This is a genomic window from Georgenia sp. AZ-5 (assembly GCF_043952095.1).
GTDB lineage: Bacteria > Actinomycetota > Actinomycetes > Actinomycetales > Actinomycetaceae > Georgenia.
The window spans coordinates 1292284-1308620 of sequence record NZ_JBINOU010000001.1; the positions used below are offsets into that span (position 1 = coordinate 1292284).

A 16337-nucleotide genomic window follows, 5' to 3' on the forward strand; every position below is an offset into this window, starting at 1 on the left:
CGAGGGTCCGGGTCCCGGGCGCCCACGGCGGCGGGGCGGAGGCGCGACTATCCTGACCTGGTGAGCATCCCAGAGCAGCCGAGCCCGACGGCTACCGAGCCCACCGAGGCACCCGGCACCGAGCGACCCGTGGTGGTGGTCGACTACGGCGCCCAGTACGCCCAGCTCATCGCCCGGCGTGTGCGCGAGGCCAACGTGTACTCCGAGATCGTGCCGCACTCGATGAGCGTGGACGAGATCCTCGCGAAGGACCCCGCCGCGATCATCCTCTCCGGCGGACCGTCCTCGGTCTACGAGGAGGGGGCGCCGTTCACCGACCCGGCGCTGTTCGAGGCCGGGGTGCCGGTGCTCGGCATCTGCTACGGCTTCCAGTCGATGGCCCGGGCGCTGGGGGGGCAGGTGGCCCAGACGGGCTCGCGGGAGTACGGCTCGACCGTGGTGCGGCTGCAGTCCTCCGGCGAGCTGCTGGCGGGCTCGCCCACGCAGCAGACGGTGTGGATGTCTCACGGCGACGCGGTCCAGGCCGCGCCGGAGGGCTTCGAGGTGCTCGCCACCTCCGAGGGCTCCCCGGTCGCCGCCTTCGAGGACCGCGAGCGGCACCTCTACGGCATGCAGTGGCACCCCGAGGTCAAGCACTCGGTGCTCGGCCAGGAGGCCCTGGAGCGGTTCCTCTACGAGGGCGCCGGCCTGCGGCCGAGCTGGACGCCGGGCAACGTCATCGCCGAGCAGGTCGAGGCCATCCGCGCCCAGGTGGGCAAGGACCGCGTCATCTGCGGGCTGTCCGGGGGCGTGGACTCCTCGGTCGCCGCCGCGCTGGTGCAGAAGGCGGTCGGGGACCAGCTCACCTGCGTCTTCGTCGACCACGGCCTGTTGCGTGCCGGCGAGGCCGAGCAGGTCGAGGAGGACTTCGTGGCCGCCACGGGCGTGAACCTCAAGGTGGTGGACGCCTCCCAGACCTTCCTCGAGGCCCTCCGGGGCGTGACGGATCCGGAGACCAAGCGCAAGATCATCGGCCGGGAGTTCATCCGGGCGTTCGAGAAGGCCGCCCGCGAGATCGTGGCGGAGTCCGGCGACGCCGACGGCGAGGTGAGGTACCTCGTGCAGGGCACCCTCTACCCCGACGTCGTGGAGTCCGGCGGCGGCGAGGGCGCGGCCAACATCAAGTCCCACCACAACGTCGGCGGGCTGCCCGAGGACCTGCAGTTCGAGCTGGTGGAGCCGCTCCGCACGCTGTTCAAGGACGAGGTCCGCGCCGTCGGGCTCGAGCTGGGCGTGCCCGAGCCGATCGTGTGGCGCCAGCCGTTCCCCGGCCCGGGCCTGGGCATCCGCATCATCGGGGAGGTGACGGCGCAGCGCCTGGAGACCCTCCGCGCCGCCGACGCCATCGCCCGCGAGGAGCTCACCCGGGCGGGGCTGGACCGCGACATCTGGCAGTGCCCCGTGGTGCTGCTCGCGGACGTGCGCTCGGTCGGCGTGCAGGGCGACGGCCGCACCTACGGCCACCCGGTCGTGCTGCGCCCGGTCTCCTCCGAGGACGCGATGACCGCCGACTGGTCCCGCGTGCCCTACGACGTGCTGGCGACGATCTCCACCCGCATCACCAACTCGGTGCCGGAGGTCAACCGGGTCGTCCTCGACGTCACGTCCAAGCCCCCGGGCACCATCGAGTGGGAGTGAGGCGTGCGGGTCGCGCACGTCTCTGACTGCTTCCCGCCGCGGACCGGCGGTATCGAGTCCCAGGTCCACGACCTCGCCGTGAACCAGGCGCGCTCCGGGCACGACGTGCACGTCCTCACCGCCACCGGCGCCGGCGCGTCCGCCGTCGGTCGCCCGGGGGCCGGCCGGGCGACCTCCCGGGAGGCGGACGGGATCACGGTGCACCGGCTGTCGACACCGCTGACGCTGGGCGTGCCGGTGCACCCGCTGGAGCGCCCGCTGCTGCGGCAGGAGCTGCGCCGGCTGCGGCCCGACGTCGTGCACGTGCACGCCGGGGTGGTCTCGCCGTTCGCCTACGCCGGCGCCCGCGCCGCGCGCGCCCTCGACCTGCCGTTGGCGGTCACCTGGCACTGCATGCTCGACGGCATCGCGCCGGTCTACCGCGCCGGCGCGCGGCTGACAGGATGGTCGCGCGCGCCCCTCGCCGCCTCGGCGGTCTCCGGCGCCGCGGGCAAACGGGTGGCCGAGGTGCTCGGCCGGACGCCGGGAGAGATTCTCGTCGTCCCCAACGGCCTCGACGTGGACGCGTGGGTGCCGCACGACCCGGGAGGGGAGGCGGGCCTGCCGCCGCTGCCGCCCGGCGGCGTGCTGCGCGTGGTCGCCACCCAGCGGCTGGCGCCGCGCAAGCGGCCCGTCCAGCTGCTGCGCGTGGTCGCCGAGGTCCACGAGCGCCTGGGCCGGGACGCGAGCGGCGCCCCGCGGGTGCACCTGACCCTGATCGGCGCCGGACCCGCCGAGGCGGCCCTGCGGGCCGAGGTGGCGCGGCGCCGGCTGGGCGACGTCGTGGAGCTCACCGGCAAGCTCCCGCGCACCGAGCTGACGGCCCGGTATGCCCGCGAGCACGTGTTCGTCGCCCCGGCGCGGCTGGAGGCCTTCGGGATAGCGGCGCTGGAGGCCCGGGCGGCCGGCCTCGCCGTCGTCGCCGGGCGGGGGACGGGCGTGAGCGAGTTCGTCCGCGACGGCGTCGACGGCCTGCTCACCCCCGACCGCGGCGACGGGCTCGACGACGCGGCCGCCGACGCCGCGCTCGCGGACGCGCTCGAGCGGCTCGCCACGGAGGCGGGCCTGCTCGGCCGCATCCTCGCCCACAACCGTGCGGTGCCGCCGGCGGCGGCCTGGCCGGACGTGCTCGGCGCGGCGGAGGCCCTGTACGACCGGGCGCGCGCCCTGCACCGCTGAGCTTGTAGCTCCCCGGCACATTTCCCGCCGCGTTCCTGGGACCTGCGGGCCTCGCTGTTCACCTCGGTCGTCGCCTACGGCGTCGCCGCGCTCGTCGTCGGGCTCGGCGTGCTCCTGCTGATGATGGGGTGGGCCTTCAACGCCCTCTCCCGCCCCACCGCCGACCGGCACTGACACCGGCCGGCCCACGGAAGCCGGGACGACGAGGGCCGGCGCGGGGATCCCCGCGCCGGCCCTCCGTCTGCAGGGACTGCTCACACCTTGCCGGGCGCCTCCTCGCGGCGGCGGGACGCGCGGCCGCGCACCAGGGCGACGCCCAGCAGCGTCAGCGCCGCCAGCAGCAGGAGCGCGATGAGCACCAGCTGCATGTCGAGGCTGTAGCCGAGCGCGACGAGCACGGCCACCGCTCCGAGCACGACGAGCACCAGCCCCAGGACGAGCGTGCCGGAGCGGGGCCCGCGCGGGCGCTCCACGAGCGGTGCGGTGCTCGCCGACCACACCGCCGGGCCGCCCTCCGCCCGGCCGGACCACACCGGCGGCTCGGCCCTCGAGTAGGCGCGTGCGTCCGGCCCCGTCGCGTCCCGTGACGCCTCGCTCTCCCCCGCGCGGGGGAGCGGGCTCGTGACGTCCGCCTCTTCGCCCCCCGCCCGGAGCTGCTCGGTGACGTCCGCCTCCCCGCCACGGCCGGCCGGCAGCGCGGCCGTCTCGCCCGCCTCGTGGCGGGGGAGCGGGGTCGTCTCGTCGGTCGGCAGCTGGGCCGTCTTGTCGGCCGGCAGCGCGGCCGTCTCGCCCGCCTCGTGGCGCGGGAGCGGGGTCGTGACGTCCGCCGCGGTCGCGCCGGAGGGGGGCGGCGTGGTGGCCTCTGCGTCGCGGCCCTCGTGCTCGGGGCCCGCGGGGTCGCCCTGGGGCCTGATGTCCTGGTTCATCGCTGTTCCTCGTCATAGGCGGTGATCCCGGGTCCGACGACCACCGTGGGTTCAGTCTGCAGGGCGGTGGTGCCGGCGTCGTCGGCCGGGCTCTCGACCACGTTCACGCGGCCGGCCCCGACGTGGACGTCGACGACGACGTCCGGATCGCCGTCCCGTGCCTCGGGTGAGGACAGGGACGTGTCGATCCCGAGCCCGTTGTGCCAGCTGCGGGTCTCGCCGGTGCCTGAGTCGCCCGTGGAGCCGAAGCCCTCGCCGTCCGTCCAGCCGGGCCCGGTGCGGGTCTCCACGGCTCCCGCCCCGACCTCGGCGTCGACGCGCACGGCGGCGCCGTCGGGCACGCGGATGGTGATGTCGCCGGCCCCGACGTCCACCGGGATGGTGACCTGGTCCTCGCCGGCGCTGAGCTCGCGCAGGTCGAGGTCCAGGTCGCCGGCCGCGAGGTCGTAGCCCCGCGCGGCCTCGTCCGGGCTGGCCGGAGCGACAGAGAGGTCGCCGACCGGCGCGCCGGGGCCGACCCGGAAGCTGCCTGGGACGATCGTGGTGGCCATCGTCGCGGGCACGACCAGCAGCGCCAGCAGCACGCCGAGCACGGACAGGGCACCGCCGCGCCGCCCGCGGGCACCGGAGACCAGGACGCCGAGCCCGAGCAGGCCGAGCACGGTGCCGCCGATGAGCAGCGGAAGCTGCCAGCCGATGGGGTCGATCCGGTCCACCAGCAGCAGGGCCGCGACGGCGAGCAGGCACAGCGCCAGCACCACCGCGACCACAGCCTGCCCCGGGCCGGGGACGGCGGGGCGTGGCGGGGGCGGCGCGGGGACGGCCGGCCGCGGCGGCACCGGTGGCGCGCCAACCGGTCCGTACCCGGCGAAGCCGGTCTGTGGCGGCGCCGGCTGCCACACCGGTCCGCCGGTCTCGCGCCACGACTGGCCGGCCGCCGGGTCGACGCCCGGCGCCGCGGGGCGAGGGGAGCGGCCGGGTCCCGCCGGCCGGGGCTCGCCGGCGGCGGCCGCCGCGGCCGCGCCGAACGCTGCGCCCTCCGGTGGGAAGGAGCCGGCGGAGCTCGCGTGCGACGCCGGGGCGCCGGCGGCCTCCTGCCAGCCGCGCGCCGGCGCGCCCCCCGCCACGTCCGGCCCGGGGCCCGCCCACTGACCGCGCGGCGGGGGCGGCGTGCGCCGCGACCCCCGGCGCGCGAGCGCCACGATGCCGACGACGATCAGCACCACCGTCGCCACGGAGACGATGGACCAGAAGAACCCGTCGCCCCAGGACACCCAGCCGCCCCACCACACGCCGGGCCGTGACAGCCCGATGACGGTGAAGGCGATCGCACCGGCCAGGGCCGCGTCGACGTTGCCGCGCAGCGCCTCCTGCAGGTGGATGCGGCCGTCGGACTCCTCCGGCAGCAGCGCCCAGGCCACGCCGTAGAGCAGCAGGCCCAGCCCGCCGAAGAGGGTCATCACGACGAGGACACCGCGGATCAGGAGCGGGTCGACGTCGAGCCGGCGGGCCACGCCGGCGGCCACGCCGCCGATCCAGCGGTCCTGGCCGCGCCAGATGCCGCTGCGGCGCAGCGAGTCGAAGAACCCCGAGGCGACGGGCCGCCCCGGCCCGGGGCCGTACGCGCCGGCCCCGTACGGGCCCGGTCCGTAGCCCCCGGGCCCGCCGGGTCCGGAGCCGCCGGGGCCGTAGCCGCCGGGCGCGCCGGGGCCGTAGCCGCCGGGCGCGCCGGGGCCGTAGCCGCCGGGCGCGCCGGGGCCGTAGCCGCCGGGCGCGCCGGGGCCGTAGCCGCCGGGCGCGCCGGGGCCGTAGCCACCGGGCGCGCCGGGGCCGGGGCCATGGGCGGCGCGCGCGCCGGAGGCACCCTCGGGCCCCGGCCCGCCGGAGCCGCCCGGGCGGTACGCTCCCGCACCGGGCCGGGCGCCCAGCGCGCCGGGCCCCGGCCCGTAGGCGCCGCCCGGCTGGCCCGGGCCCGCGCCGGTCGGCTGGTACCCGGTCGGTTCGGGCGCCTGCTCGCGGGGGCCCTGCTGGCCGGGGCTCTGCCGCCCCGGGTCGCCGGGGCCCAGGGGGCCGGGTCCGGCGGGAGTGTCGGTGGTGTTCATGGCACCAGCCAACCGTCCGGCGCACGTCCCCGACCATGGGGGACCACCCTGGTCCGACCCTGAAGTCGCCCTCCCGGCACCCTGGAACAGCTCCGGTGACGTGGTTCCTCGTCGTTCTGACCTGACACGATGGGGCCGTGTCCAGCGCCGCCGCGCACCCGCGCCGCCTCCCGCTCCGCCGCCCCCGGCGGGGCCGGGTCGTCGCGGGGGTGTGCGCGGGCGTGGCCGCCCACCTGGGGTGGCCGGTCGCCGCGGTGCGGTGGATCTTCGTGCTCACGACCCTGCTGGCCGGCGCCGGCGCGGCGATGTACGCCTGGCTGTGGATCACCGTGCCCGCCGGGGACCCCGGCGAGCCGCCGGCGGTGCGCGCACGTCTCGCACCGCGCCTGCGCCTGGGCCCGCTCGGCCCCGGCACGCGCGACCTCACGATCGCCGTCGTGCTCCTCGGCACAGCCGCGCTCCTGCTGCTCTGGCGCGGCGGCGTCGCCGAGCCGGCCACCTGGCTCGTCCCCGCCCTCATCGCCGCGGCCGGTGCCGCGCTCGCCTGGGGACAGCTCGCGGAGGTCGCGCAGGCGGGCGGCCCCGGCGCCTCCCGGCGGCGCGGCACCGTCGTCGTCCGCGTGACCGCCGGCGTCGCCCTCGCCGTCCTGGGGGCGCTGCTGCTCGTCGGGCGCGGGGAGAGCCCCATGGTGCTCCTGCGCGGCGCCGCGGCCGGCCTGGCCATCGTGGCGGGCGTGGCCGTGGTGCTCGCCCCGCTGCTGCTGAGGCTCGTGCGCGAGCTCGGCGCCGAGCGAGAGGCCCGCGCCCGGGAGGCCGAGCGGGCCGACATCGCCGCGCACCTGCACGACTCGGTGCTGCAGACCCTGTCGATGATCCGGGCCCGCGCCGACGGCAACGAGGTCGTCGCCCGCCTGGCCCGCGCCCAGGAGCGCGAGCTGCGCGAGTGGCTCTACACCGACCGGCCCGCGCCCGGCACCTCCACGGCCGACGAGCTCCGGCAGGTGGCCGCCGAGGTCGAGGACCGCCACGGCGTCGCGATCGAGGTGGTCACCGCCGGCGACGCCGTCCCCGACGAGACGGTCCCCGTCGTCGCGGCGGCCACCCGGGAGGCGCTCGCCAACGCCGTGCGGCACGGGCGGGCCCCGGTGACCCTGTACGTCGAGGTGCGCGCGGACCAGGTGGAGGTGTTCGTCCGCGACCGGGGCGACGGTTTCGACGTCGCCGCCGTGCCGGCCGACAGGCACGGGGTGCGCGAGTCCATCATCGTGCGGATGCGCCGCCACGGCGGCGACGCCGAGGTCCGCGTCCGGCCCACCGGCACCGAGGTGCACCTGACCATGCCACGAAAGGGCGAACAATGAGTGAGACCGCCGAGACTGGTGCGCCCCGCATCCGCGTGCTGATCGTCGACGACCACGCGCTCGTGCGCACCGGCGTGCGCGCCGAGCTGGCCGGCCACGGCCCCGACATCGACGTGGTGGGGGAGGCCGACGACGTCGAGGGCGCCGTCGGCGCCGTCCACGCGCTGGCCCCCGAGGTCGTGCTGCTCGACGTGCACCTGCCCGGGGGCCGCGGCGGCGGCGGCGCCGAGGTCGTCGCGGCCTGCGCGGACGTGCTGGCCACCACCCGCTTCCTGGCGCTGTCCGTGTCCGACTCCAGCGAGGACGTGGTGTCGGTCATCCGGGCGGGGGCGCGGGGCTACGTCACCAAGGCGATCGGCGCTGACGAGCTCGTGGACGCCATCCGCCGCGTGGCGGCCGGCGACGCCGCGTTCTCCCCGCGCCTGGCGGGCTTCGTGCTCGACGCCTTCGGCACCGGGGACGTGGCCGTGCACGACGACGAGCTCGACCGCCTCACCGCCAGGGAGCGGGAGGTGATGCGGCTGATCGCCCGCGGCTACGCCTACAAGGAGGTCGCGGCGGAGCTGTTCATCTCGATCAAGACGGTCGAGACGCACGTCTCGGCCGTGCTGCGCAAGCTGCAGCTGTCCTCCCGGCACGAGCTCACCCGGTGGGCGGCCGCCCGCCGGCTGCTCTGACGTGACCAGCCTCTCAGGGCGGTGTCCCGGCGCCGCCAGGCCCCAGAACCTTCCATAGGGTGTCCGCTATGGACATCCTCACGGGCATCATCCTCGTCGTGCACATGGTCGGCTGGGCCATCGTCCTCGGCGGCACCCTGACCAGCCTCCGCCCCCCGCGCATCGCCAAGGGCGTCACGCACGGCGCGGTGACGGCGCTGGTGGCCGGGCTCCTCCTGGTGGGCCTGGCCGAGATGGGCGACGGCGACGTCGACCACGTCAAGATCGCCGTCAAGCTCGTGGTGTCCCTCGTCATCACCTTCCTGGCGTTCTACGGTGCGCGCCGCGAGGAGAGGGTGACCACCGGTCTGGTCGGCGGCATCGCCGGCCTCACGGTCCTCAACATCGCCGTCGCCGTCCTCTGGCGCTGATGGACCCCCTCGCCGAGCTCCTCGTCGGGCTCGTCATCGTCGTCGGGCTCGTCGGCGCCGTCGTCCAGGTGTACCCCGGCGGCCTGGTCGTCCTCGCGGCGGTGGCGGTGTGGGGCGTGGTCACCGGCGGCGCCGTGGGCTGGGTGGTGATCGCCGTCGCCGCCGTGGCGGTGCTCGGGGCCGGGGTGGCCAAGTACCTCCTCGCCGGCCGGTACCTGACGCGGGCCGGCGTGCCGGGTCGGACGCTGCTGCTGGGCGCCGTCGTCGGCGTGGTCGGGTTCTTCCTCGTCCCGGTGGTCGGCCTGCCGCTGGGGTTCGTGGCCGGCGTGTACGTCGCCGAGCTGAGGCGCCGCCGCAACCAGCCCGAGGCGTGGCGGGCCACGGTGGTGGCGATGAAGGCGACCGGGCTGACGATCCTCGTCGAGCTCGCCGGCGCGCTGCTGGCCACCGGCGCCTGGGTGGTGGGCCTCCTCGCGACGTGAGCGGGGCCTCCGCGCGGGCGGCGCCCCGGTGTGGGTGCGCACGCTTACGCTTGAGGCGCGATGACGTCACTGTTCGAGAACCTGCCCCTGACCGGCGTGCCCGCCCAGGACCTGCCGCCGCTGCCCGCCGCCGTCCCCCCGCGCGACGGGCCCGACGACGGCTGGGTGAGCGTGGAGCCGCCGGCCCCGGAGGTCCCCGAGGCCCCGCTCGCGGAGGACCCCGTGGCCCGCGCGCGCCGGCGCGCCGCCCAGGCGGGCGGCCCGGCGCGCCCGCGCCTGGACCCGGCGAAGCTGGTGGAGGGGCTCAACCCTCAGCAGCGCGCCGCCGTCGTGCACTCCGGCTCCCCGCTGCTCATCGTGGCCGGCGCCGGGTCGGGCAAGACCCGCGTGCTCACCCACCGCATCGCGCACCTGCTGGCCACCGGCCGGGCGCGGCCGGGCGAGATCATCGCCATCACGTTCACGAACAAGGCCGCCGCCGAGATGCGCGAGCGCGTCGAGGCGCTGGTGGGGCCCGCCGCGAACCGGATGTGGGTCTCCACCTTCCACTCCGCGTGCGTGCGGATCCTGCGCCGGGAGCACGCCGTGCTCGGGCTGCGCTCGAGCTTCTCCATCTACGACGCCGCGGACTCCCAGCGCCTCATGGCGCTGGTGTGCCGCCAGCTCGACCTCGACCCCAAGCGCTACCCGCCGAAGTCCTTCTCCCGCAAGGTCTCGGACCTGAAGAACGAGCTGATCGACCCGGACACCTACGCCGGCACGGTCAGCGACTCCAACGCCTTCGACAAGGCGCTCGCGCAGGCGTACCGCCTGTACAACGAGCGGCTGCGCCAGGCCCACGCGCTGGACTTCGACGACCTGATCATGACCACCGTGAACCTGCTGCAGGCGTTCCCGCCGGTCGCCGAGCACTACCGGCTCCGGTTCCGGCACGTGCTGGTCGACGAGTACCAGGACACCAACCACGCCCAGTACGTGCTCGTCCGCGAGCTCGCCGGGGTCGACCGCGACGACGACGGCGCGGGGGACCGGGACGGCCTGCCGCCGGCGGAGCTGACGGTCGTGGGGGACGCCGACCAGTCCATCTACGCCTTCCGCGGCGCCACGATCCGCAACATCCTCGAGTTCGAGGAGGACTACCCCAGCGCCACGACGATCCTGCTGGAGCAGAACTACCGCTCCACGCAGAACATCCTCACCGCCGCCAACGCGGTCATCTCCCGCAACCCCGGACGGCGGGCCAAGAACCTGTGGACCGACTCCGGCGCCGGGCCGCTGATCGTCGGCTACGTCGCGGACTCCGAGCACGAGGAGGCGCGCTTCATCGCCGAGGAGATCGACCGGCTGGGGGACGAGCACGGCACCCGGCCCGGCGACGTCGCGGTCTTCTACCGCACCAACGCCCAGTCCCGCGCGCTGGAGGAGGTGCTGGTCCGCACCGGCATCCCGTACAAGGTCGTCGGCGGCACGCGCTTCTACGAGCGCAGGGAGATCAAGGACGCCATCGCCTACCTTCGCGCGGTGGCCAACCCCGACGACGCCGTGAACCTGCGCCGGATCCTCAACGTGCCCAAGCGCGGGCTGGGGGACAAGGCGGAGGCCATGCTCGCCGCCCACGCCGAGCGCGAACGCGTCTCCTTCGGCCAGGCGATCACCGACGCCGCCGCCGACCCGGGGGAGCTGCGCGACGGGCGTCCCGTACCCGAGGTCATCGGGCTGGCCACCCGCGCCCGCACCCAGGTGCGCGCATTCCACGAGCTGCTCACCGGGCTGCGGGAGATGGCCGACGCCGGCGCCACGCCGGCCGAGGTGCTCGACGCCGCGCTCGACCGTTCGGGCTACCTCGCCGAGCTGCGCGCCAGCGAGGACCCGCAGGACGCCACCCGGGTGGAGAACCTCGCCGAGCTGCACGCCGTCGCCGCGGAGTTCTCCGAGCAGGACCCGGAGGGCAACCTGGGCGACTTCCTGGAGCGGGTGGCCCTGGTGGCCGACTCGGACCAGATCCCCGACGCCGCTGGCGCGGACGACGGGCAGGTCACCCTCATGACCGTCCACACCGCCAAGGGGCTGGAGTTCCCGGTCGTGTTCGTCACCGGCCTGGAGGACGGCACGTTCCCCCACCAGCGCTCCCTCGGCGAGGAGGACGAGCTGTCCGAGGAGCGGCGCCTGGCCTACGTCGCCCTGACCCGGGCGCGGGAGCGGCTGTACCTCTCCCGTGCGGCGGTGCGCACCGCCTGGGGCATGCCCCAGGAGCTGCCCGCCTCGCGGTTCCTCGGCGACATCCCCGAGGAGCTGGTGGACTGGCGGCGAGCCGAGTCCTCCATGGACGCCCTGCGCGGGCGCGGCTCGAGCGGCTTCGGCTCGAGCGGTTACGGCTCCGGCGGCTACGGCTCCGGGTCGACCTGGGGCCGCGGGAGCGACGGCCTGCGTGGCGGTTCCGGCGCCCGCAGCGGGCCCGTGCGCACGGGCAAGCTCGGCGCCACCGCGACGACGACGCCCTCCACCGGTGCGAAGTTCGGCTCCGCCACGCCGCGTCCCGACACGGACGTCCCCGGCCTCGACGTCGGGGACAAGGTGACCCACGACAGCTACGGCGTCGGCACCGTGATCGCGCTGGAGGGCGCCGGGTCCTCCGCCGTCGCGAAGATCGACTTCGGCGGCGGGCAGACCAAGCGCCTCCTCCTGCGCTACTCGCCGGTCACGAAGCTGTAGCGGCCACCGAGCCGGCGCGGGTGGCGTGCGCCACGCCACCGCGCGCCTTCCCCGGGGATGTCCCACCCCGCCCCTAGCCTCGGTGACAAGGGGTCGTCGGGCCAGGGAGGCAGGCCATGGGGACACAGGTGGCCGAGGCACGTCCGGCGAGCGCCCGGCAGCCGGGGCGAGGACGCACGGCAGGGTTGCTCGCCGACGCCGGACGCATCGAGGGGCTCGACGGGCTGCGCGCGCTCGCCGTCGCCGCCGTGCTGGTCTACCACCTGCGCCCGGCCAGCCTGCCGGGCGGGTTCCTCGGCGTGGACGTCTTCTTCGTCGTCTCCGGCTTCCTCATCACCACGCTCCTGCTGCGCGAGATCGCCACCCGCGGCCGGATCGACCTGGCCCGGTTCTGGCTGCGGCGGGCCCGGCGGCTGCTGCCGCCCCTCCTGGCCGTGGTGGTGCTCAGCGTCCCGCTGGCGTGGCTCGCCAGCACCGACCTGCTCGTGGGCATCGGCCGGCAGGTGCTCGGCGCCGTGACGTTCTCCAGCAACTGGCTCGAGATCGGCGCGGGGTCGAGCTACTTCGACGCCACCGCGCCGCAGCTCTTCGTCAACTTCTGGTCGCTGGCGGTGGAGGAGCAGTTCTACCTGCTGTGGCCGGCCGCCGTCGCGGCGCTCGTCGCGGCCGCGGGCGGGCGGAGGCGGACGCGCGTCGCGCTCGTCCTCGCCGCGGTCTCGGCCGCCTTCATGGCCGTGCTCCACACCCCGGGCGAGGACGCCACCAGGGTCTACTACGGCACCGACACCCATCTCTTCGGGCTCATGATCGGCGCGGCCCTCGCCTTCGCCTTCGCCACGCCGGGCACGGCCCTGCGCCCCCGGCGTGGGGACGGCGCAGGCGCGACATCGGGGCCGCGCTGGCCCTGGCGGGCCTCGCCGCGCTGATGCTCACGCTGCGCCAGTCCCACGCCTTCACGTTCCGCGGCGGCATCCTCCTCGGCTCGATGCTGGCCGCGGTGCTGGTGGCGGCGCTGCTCGGCCCGGCGGGGTACTACCAGCGGCTCCTGCGCCTGCGTCCGCTGGCCTGGCTGGGGGAGCGCTCCTACGCGGTCTATCTCTGGCACTGGCCGGTGATCCTCGTCCTCGACGAGCTGCTCCCGACCGCTCACGACTCCGCCGCCCACTGGGCCGTGCGCGCTCTCGCCGTCACCGTCACGCTCGCCCTGGCCGCGGCGTCCTACCGGCTGCTCGAGCAGCCCGTGCGCCGGCACGGCTTCCGGGGTGCCGGGCGCCGGGCCCGGCGAGCCCTGACCAGCCGGGTCCCGGCGCGGAGGGTGGTCGCCGGCGGGCTGGCCGCCCTGACCGGCGCCGCGACCGTGGTCACGGTCGCGGCCATCGCGGTGGCGCCAGAGCGCTCGCAGACCCAGGCGCGCATCGAGGCTGCGCAGGGGGCCGTGGACGCCTCCGCCGTGGACGCCCGGGCCGTCGACGTCACGAAGGGCGACTTCTCCGTGCCCACCGGCAAGGAGATCACCGGGTTCGGCGACTCCATCGTGGTGACCAGCGCCGACGGCCTCGAGGCCCGCTTCCCGGGGATCATGCTCGACGCCCGGTCCGTGCGCCGCTGGACCGACGGCGAGGCGGCCGTGCGCTCACGCCTCGCCGAGGGCACGGTCCGGCGGGCGGTGTTCCTCGACTTCGGCACCAACGCCGGGGTGAGCGACGAGGCGCTGGTCCGCCGCGTCCTGGACGCCCTCGGGCCCGACCGGATGATCGTCGTGGTGAACCTCTACGGCGCCAGCGAGTGGATCCCGACGGCGAACGAGACGCTCGCGAACATCGTCTCCAGCTACTCCAACGCCATCATCGCCGACTGGCACGGCGCGATCTCCGCCCGCCCCGAGCTGCTCCAGGCGGACGGCGTCCACCCCGGTCTGGAGGGCGCGCACCTGTACGCCGACGTCGTCGCGCGGGCCTTCGCCGAGCTGTCGGAGCGCCTCACGGGGGTGCCGGTGGACCTCTCGGCCGAGACGCCGTCCGAGCTGCCGGAACGCGTCACGGGCGAGGGCGGAGCAATCTCCGGCGGGGCGGACGACGCGGGCGCGCCGGCCGGCTCCGCGGAGACCGGGGACGACCCCGCCGCTACCGGAGGGGACCCGACGGCGGACGGCACCGGCGGCACCGGCGACCCGCGCGCCACTGATCCGAGCGCCGCGGACGACACGGCTGGTCCCGCGGCCGCGGGCGGCACCGCCGGGCCCGGTGAAGGTTCGGACGGCCCGGCGGTGGGGACCGACCTGGGGACGGACCCGGCGGCGGCCGGCGCGGAGCCGGGTGCCGCGAGCCCGGCCGGTCCGACCGCCCCCTGATCCCGAGCCGCCGCACCCGACAGCCCCATGAGCACGCCGTCGTTGCAGCCGCCGGCACGGCCCGACAGCCCCTCGAGCGCGCGTCGGGGTTGGGTCCCTCACCGCGGACGCACGTGAGACGTGCGCCACGGCGCGGTAGGCTCACCCGAGATGTCTCGATGTCGAGGCATCCAGTGATGTCAACGGAAGGACGCAGCGGGGTGGACCTCTTCGAGTACCAGGCTCGGGACATTCTCGAGAAGCACGGCGTGCCCGTGCTCGGCGGGATCGTCGCGACCACGCCGGAGCAGGCGCGGGAAGCCGCGGAGAAGCTGGGCGGCGGCACCGTCGTCGTGAAGGCGCAGGTGAAGACCGGTGGGCGCGGCAAGGCGGGCGGTGTCAAGCTCGCGCACAGCCCCGAGGAGGCTCAGGCCCGCGCGGCCGAGATCCTCGGCATGGACATCAAGGGCCACACGGTGCACCGGGTGATGATCGCCGAGGGCGCCAAGATCGCCGAGGAGTACTACTTCTCGGTGCTGCTGGACCGGGCCAACCGCCGCTACCTGGCGATGGCCTCGGTGGAGGGCGGCATGGAGATCGAGCAGCTCGCGGTCGAGCGGCCCGAGGCCCTCGCCCGCGTCGCCGTGGACCCCATCGCCGGCATCGACGAGGCGAAGGCCGCTGAGATCGTGCAGCAGGCCGGCTTCGCCGCCGAGGTGGCCGACGACGTCGCCGCGGTGATCCGCAAGCTGTGGGAGGTCTACGACCAGGAGGACGCCACCCTCGTCGAGGTCAACCCCCTCGTGCGCACCGAGGGCGGCGCGATCATCGCCCTGGACGCCAAGGTCACGCTCGACGAGAACGCCGCCTTCCGGCACCCCGACCACGCCGAGCTGGAGGACAGGGCGGCCGCCGACCCGCTGGAGGCCAAGGCCAAGGAGCTCGACCTCAACTACGTCAAGCTCGACGGCGAGGTCGGCATCATCGGCAACGGCGCGGGTCTCGTGATGTCCACGCTCGACGTCGTCGCCTACGCCGGCGAGCAGCACGGCGTGAAGCCCGCGAACTTCCTCGACATCGGCGGCGGCGCGAACGCGGAGGTCATGGCCAACGGCCTGGACGTCATCATCGGCGACCAGCAGGTGCGTGCGGTGTTCGTCAACGTCTTCGGCGGCATCACCGCCTGCGACGAGGTCGCCAACGGCATCGTCAAGGCCCTGGAGATTCTGGGCGACAAGGAGACCAAGCCGCTCGTCGTCCGCCTGGACGGCAACAACGTCGACGAGGGCCGGCGCATCCTCGCCGAGGCCAACCACCCGATGGTCACCCTGGTCGGCTCGATGGACGACGCCGCGGCCAAGGCCGCCGAGCTCGCGGCCGCGAAGTAAGGACGGAACACCAACACCATGTCGATCTTCCTCAACTCCTCCTCCAAGGTCATCGTCCAGGGCATGACCGGCTCCATGGGCCGGACGCACACCCAGCGCATGCTCAACGCCGGCACCCAGATCGTCGGCGGCACCAACCCCAAGAAGGCCGGCACCACGGTGGACTTCGACGTCCGGCCGGCCGGTCCGGGCGCCGAGTCGCGGCACGCGGGCCCGGTCTCCGTGCCCGTGTTCGGCTCCGTCGCCGAGGCCCGCGAGGCCACGGGCGCCGACGTGTCGGTGATCTTCGTCCCGCCCGCGGGCACGAAGGCCGCCGTAATCGAGGCCGTCGACGCCGGGGTGCCGCTCGTCGTCATCATCACGGAGGGCGTCCCGGTCGCCGACACGGCCGAGTTCTTCGCCTACGCCCAGTCCAAGGGCGTCCGCCTCATCGGCCCGAACTGCCCCGGCATCATCACCCCCGGCCACTCCAACGTCGGCATCACCCCGGCGAACATCACCGGCCCGGGCCGCATCGGGCTCGTGTCGAAGTCCGGCACGCTGACCTACCAGATGATGTACGAGCTCTCCGACATCGGCTTCACCACCTGCATCGGCATCGGCGGCGACCCGATCATCGGCACCACGCACATCGACGCGCTGCAGGCGTTCCAGGACGACCCGGACACCGAGCTGATCGTGATGATCGGCGAGATCGGCGGGGACGCAGAGGAGCGTGCCGCCGACTTCATCAAGGCCAACGTCACCAAGCCGGTCGTGGGCTACGTGGCCGGCTTCACCGCGCCCGAGGGCAAGACGATGGGCCACGCCGGCGCCATCGTCTCCGGCTCCTCGGGCACCGCGGAGGCCAAGAAGACGGCGCTCGAGGCTGCCGGGGTCAAGGTCGGCAAGACGCCGTCCGAGACCGCGCGCCTCGCCCGCGAGCTGCTCACCTGAGCGTCGCGCGGCCAGGTGCCGCGCCCCGGTCGCAGGCCCCGGCAGGTGGTTCGTCCGCCCGCCGGGGCCTGCGCCGTCGTCGAGAGCATCGGAAGTACCTCGCCCGCCGCCGTTGCGCG

General features: G+C 75.5%; 13 protein-coding genes. 11 read left to right on the plus strand and 2 right to left on the minus strand.

Features of this window, described 5'->3' with window-relative positions:
- Positions 1-66 precede the first annotated feature (66 nt).
- Both guaA and ACF0H8_RS06190 read left to right on the plus strand, forming a co-directional pair.
- Positions 67-1677, plus strand: a complete 1611-nt coding sequence (gene guaA / locus ACF0H8_RS06185) for a glutamine-hydrolyzing GMP synthase (RefSeq protein WP_395290823.1) — start codon at positions 67-69, stop codon at positions 1675-1677.
- A gap of 3 nt (positions 1678-1680) precedes the next feature.
- The gene (locus ACF0H8_RS06190; protein WP_395288092.1) at positions 1681-2895 is read left to right on the plus strand and encodes a glycosyltransferase family 4 protein; all 1215 of its coding nucleotides are present in this window, start codon (positions 1681-1683) and stop codon (positions 2893-2895) included.
- Positions 2896-3149: 254 nt separating this feature from the next.
- Here ACF0H8_RS06190 and ACF0H8_RS06195 read toward each other — a convergent pair whose 3' ends face one another.
- Positions 3150-3821: a hypothetical protein gene (locus ACF0H8_RS06195; RefSeq protein WP_395288093.1), complete on the minus strand. Its 672-nt coding sequence runs from the start codon at positions 3819-3821 to the stop codon at positions 3150-3152.
- The gene (locus ACF0H8_RS06200; RefSeq protein WP_395288094.1) at positions 3818-5923 is read right to left on the minus strand and encodes a PspC domain-containing protein; all 2106 of its coding nucleotides are present in this window, start codon (positions 5921-5923) and stop codon (positions 3818-3820) included. Before ACF0H8_RS06200 ends, ACF0H8_RS06195 begins: the two co-directional genes overlap by 4 nt.
- A gap of 137 nt (positions 5924-6060) precedes the next feature.
- On the opposite strand from ACF0H8_RS06200, the gene ACF0H8_RS06205 reads away from it, so the two are divergent.
- The 9 genes from ACF0H8_RS06205 (at position 6061) to sucD (ending at position 16218) form a co-directional block, all read left to right on the plus strand.
- Complete coding sequence (locus tag ACF0H8_RS06205; RefSeq protein ID WP_395288095.1) at positions 6061-7284, plus strand: PspC domain-containing protein; 1224 nt, start codon at positions 6061-6063, stop codon at positions 7282-7284.
- On the plus strand, positions 7281-7961 hold the full coding sequence (locus ACF0H8_RS06210) for a LuxR C-terminal-related transcriptional regulator (protein WP_395288096.1): 681 nt from the start codon (positions 7281-7283) through the stop codon (positions 7959-7961). Before ACF0H8_RS06205 ends, ACF0H8_RS06210 begins: the two co-directional genes overlap by 4 nt.
- Before the next feature lie 68 nt (positions 7962-8029).
- The gene (locus ACF0H8_RS06215; RefSeq protein ID WP_395288097.1) at positions 8030-8371 is read left to right on the plus strand and encodes a hypothetical protein; all 342 of its coding nucleotides are present in this window, start codon (positions 8030-8032) and stop codon (positions 8369-8371) included.
- On the plus strand, positions 8371-8853 hold the full coding sequence (locus tag ACF0H8_RS06220; RefSeq protein WP_395288098.1) for a DUF456 domain-containing protein: 483 nt from the start codon (positions 8371-8373) through the stop codon (positions 8851-8853). Before ACF0H8_RS06215 ends, ACF0H8_RS06220 begins: the two co-directional genes overlap by 1 nt.
- A gap of 60 nt (positions 8854-8913) precedes the next feature.
- The gene (gene pcrA / locus ACF0H8_RS06225) at positions 8914-11565 is read left to right on the plus strand and encodes a DNA helicase PcrA (protein WP_395288099.1); all 2652 of its coding nucleotides are present in this window, start codon (positions 8914-8916) and stop codon (positions 11563-11565) included.
- A gap of 116 nt (positions 11566-11681) precedes the next feature.
- On the plus strand, positions 11682-12491 hold the full coding sequence (locus ACF0H8_RS06230) for an acyltransferase family protein (RefSeq protein WP_395288100.1): 810 nt from the start codon (positions 11682-11684) through the stop codon (positions 12489-12491).
- Positions 12491-13915 (plus strand): acyltransferase family protein, encoded by a 1425-nt coding sequence (locus tag ACF0H8_RS06235; RefSeq protein ID WP_395288101.1) that lies wholly within the window; start codon positions 12491-12493, stop codon positions 13913-13915. The genes ACF0H8_RS06230 and ACF0H8_RS06235 overlap by 1 nt, the downstream gene beginning before the upstream one ends.
- A gap of 200 nt (positions 13916-14115) precedes the next feature.
- Complete coding sequence (gene sucC, locus ACF0H8_RS06240) at positions 14116-15282, plus strand: ADP-forming succinate--CoA ligase subunit beta (protein ID WP_395290824.1); 1167 nt, start codon at positions 14116-14118, stop codon at positions 15280-15282.
- An 18-nt stretch (positions 15283-15300) separates the two neighbouring features.
- Positions 15301-16218: a succinate--CoA ligase subunit alpha gene (sucD, locus tag ACF0H8_RS06245; protein WP_395288102.1), complete on the plus strand. Its 918-nt coding sequence runs from the start codon at positions 15301-15303 to the stop codon at positions 16216-16218.
- Positions 16219-16337 lie beyond the last annotated feature (119 nt).